This is a genomic window from Actinomadura sp., from assembly GCF_044508335.1.
Classification (GTDB): domain Bacteria; phylum Actinomycetota; class Actinomycetes; order Streptosporangiales; family Streptosporangiaceae; genus Spirillospora.
Genome location: NZ_JBIQHY010000222.1, coordinates 1 through 3,302, shown reverse-complemented (window position 1 = coordinate 3,302; position 3,302 = coordinate 1). Strand labels below are relative to the sequence as shown.

At 75.4% G+C, this 3,302-nt stretch carries 1 protein-coding gene; it reads left to right on the top strand.

From position 1 onward, the window contains the following. Positions 1–3,302 (top strand): type I polyketide synthase (locus tag ACIWVC_RS34355; RefSeq protein WP_396455175.1); only part of this gene is annotated, 3,302 nt, incomplete at both ends.

Here is a 3,302-nt window from a genome sequence, read left to right as displayed (position 1 = left end):
CGATGCGCCGAAGCCGCCCCCAGACCGAAACCCTCCTCACCGCGCTCGCCACGCTGTGGACGAACGGCGTGCCGGTCGCGTGGCCGACGCTGTTCGCCCCTTGGGGCGGCCGTCCCGCCGAAGATGTGCCCGGCTACCCGTTCCAGCGGCAGCGCTTCTGGCTGGACGCGGGCACCGACCGCGCGGAGGTCGGATCTGCGGGGCTCCTCGCCCTCGACCATCCGCTGCTGCTGGCCGAAGTGGATCCCGCCGACACCGAAGCACGGATCCTCACCGGAACGCTGTCCCTGGCCGCCCACCCGTGGCTCGCCGACCACCGGATCGGGGGCGCCGTGCTCTTGCCCGGCACCGCCTTCCTGGAACTGGCGCTCCAGGCCGGTGACGCGGTCGGCTGCGGCGTCCTGAGCGATCTGACCTTGGCGCTCCCCCTGGTCGTCCCGGAGCAGGGCCGAGTTCAGCTCCAAGTCGTGGTGTCGGCCCCGGACGCGGAGCGCCGCCGGACCGTCGAGATCCACTCCCGTCCGGCGGAGCCCGCGGACCTCGCCGAGTGGACCCGGCACGCCTCGGGCACGTTGCGCACCTCCGCGGCGCGGGCACCGCAGACGCACTGGGCGCAATGGCCCCCCGCCGAGGCCGTGCCGGTCAGCCTGGACGGCCTCTACGAGCGGATGGCGGAACTCGGCCTGGAATACGGCCCCGCGTTCCGCGCCCTCCGGTCCGCCTGGAGCCACGACGGCGCGATCCTCGCCGAGATCCGGCTGGACGAGCCGCTGCGGCGCGACGCCACAGGCTACGGCCTGCACCCCGCCGCGCTGGACGCGGCGCTGCACGCGATCGGCGCCGGCGGCCTCGCGAGCGCCGGAGTGCCGTTCTCCTGGTCGGACGTCGAACTGCACACCGCCGGGGCCTCCGGAACCCTCCGGGTCCGGGTCGCCCCCGCCGGCCCCGACACCGTCAGCCTCCATCTGGCAGACGAGTTCGACACCCCCGTCATCTCGGTGGGCTCCCTGGTGACCCGGCCGTTCAGCGGCGACCGGATCCGCTCGCCCCGGACGGGTGCCCGCGTGTTCCGGCTGGGCCGGGCACCGGTCGAAGTCCCGGACGGCGTGGACGCCCCGGCGTTCGCGCGGTACGCCGGGGCCGCCGAGCTGACCGCCGCGACCGGCGACGGCCTGGTGCCGGCGGACGCCACCGTCGTGCTCACCGTGACTCCCGCCCCGGCGGCTGAGCTCGGCACCGAGCTGACGGCCATGCTCGACGTGTTCCAGGCAGTGCTGGAGTCCGGGCACCAGCAGCCGCTGGTGCTGCTGGGGGACACCGACGACCTCGTGACCGCGAGCGTGTGGGGGCTGGCCCGATCCGCGCAGGCCGAGAACCCCGGACGGCTCGTCCTCATCGACACCGACACCGAACTGCCCGATCAGACCCTCGCTGGCCTGCTCGCCACCGGCGAACCACAGCTGATCGTGCGCGGCGACCAGGTGACCGCCCCGCGGCTGGAGCGGACGCCCGCCGGTACGCCGCCCGCCGACCCCGCCGAGGCCGCCGATGCCGGGCCGGGCACGACCCTGATCACCGGCGGCACGGGGCTGCTCGGGTCCGCGCTCGCCCGGCACCTCGCCGAGCACCACGGCGCGCGCCATCTCCTGCTCACGAGCCGGCGGGGCATGGAGGCGCCCGGCGCCCGGGAGCTCGCGGCGGAACTGCGGGAACTCGGCGCGGACGTGCGGATCGAGGCGTGCGACGTGGCGGACCGGGCCGCCCTCGCCGCGCTGCTCGCCACGGTCCCGGCCGACCGTCCGCTCCGCTCCGTCGTGCACACCGCCGGAGTGCTCGACGACGCGCCCATCGGCGGACTGAGCGGCGAACGGCTCGCCACGGTGCTGCGGCCGAAGGCGGAGGCGGCCTGGCACCTGCACGAACTGACCCGCGACGCCGGCCTGGACGAGTTCGTCGTGTACTCCTCCACGGCCGGGCTGCTCGGCAGCCCGGGCCAGGGCAACTACGCGGCGGCCAACGCCTTCCTCGACGCCCTCGCCCGGCACCGCAGGTCGGCCGGGCTGCCCGCGCTCTCGCTCGCGTGGGGACTGTGGGCGGACGGCGGCATCACCGGCGGCCTCGGCGCGGAGGCCACCGCCCGGCTGGCGCGCGGCGGCCTGGTGCCGATGGCCGTGGACGAGGCCCTGGCCCTCTTCGACGCCGCCGTGAACCTGGCGCGGGAGGAACGGGACGAGGCGCTGCTGGTGCCGGCGAGGTTCGAGCCGGCCGCGCTCGCGGACCTGGCGGACCAGGGCGCGCTCGCGCCGGTGCTGCGCGACCTCGCGCCGCGGCGCCGCGGCTCCGCCGGCCGGGTGGAGCCCGGATCGTTCGCCGCCCGCCTGGCCGCCCTCCCACCGGACCGGCGCGACCGCGAGATGCTCGATCTGGTCCGCGCGCAGGCGGCCCGCGCGCTGGGCCTCGCCGACCTCGGCCAGGTCGGCCCCGACCAGTCGTTCAAGGAACTCGGGCTCGACTCGCTCATGGCGGTCGAGCTGCGGAACGGCCTGGCCGCGATGACCGGCCTGCGGCTCCCGGCGACGCTGGTGTTCGACCACCCGACCGCGGCCGAACTGGCCCGCTTCCTGCTCACCGAACTGCCCGGCGCGTCCCCCCGCCCGGCCGCCGCACCGGCCGCCGCACCCGCGACGGCGACCGACGACCCCATCGTGATCGTCGGCATGGCGTGCCGCTACCCGGGCGGCGTCCGGACACCGGAGGACCTGTGGAGCCTCGTCGCCGAGGGCCGCGACGGCATCACGCAGTTCCCCGACAACCGCGGATGGGACGTCGAAGGGCTCTACCACCCCGACCCCGACCACCACGGCACCTCGTATTCGCGAGAGGGCGGCTTCCTCCACGAAGCAGGGGAGTTCGACGCCGACTTCTTCGGGATCTCACCGCGTGAGGCGCTGGCGATGGACCCGCAGCAGCGGCTGCTGCTGGAGGTGTCGTGGGAGGCGATCGAGCGCGCCGGCGTCGACCCGACCTCGCTGCGCGGCAGCCGCACCGGCGTGTTCGCCGGAGTGATGTACCACGACTACGCCTCAGGACTCACCGATCTCCCCGAAGACCTGGAGGGATACATCGGGATCGGCGGAGCCGGCAGCGTGATCTCCGGGCGGGTGGCGTACTCCCTGGGCCTGGTGGGTCCCGCCGTCACGGTGGACACGGCGTGCTCCTCATCGCTGGTGGCGCTGCATCTGGCCGGTCAGGCGCTGCGTTCGGGCGAGTGCGATCTGGCGCTGGTGGGCGGCGTCACGGTG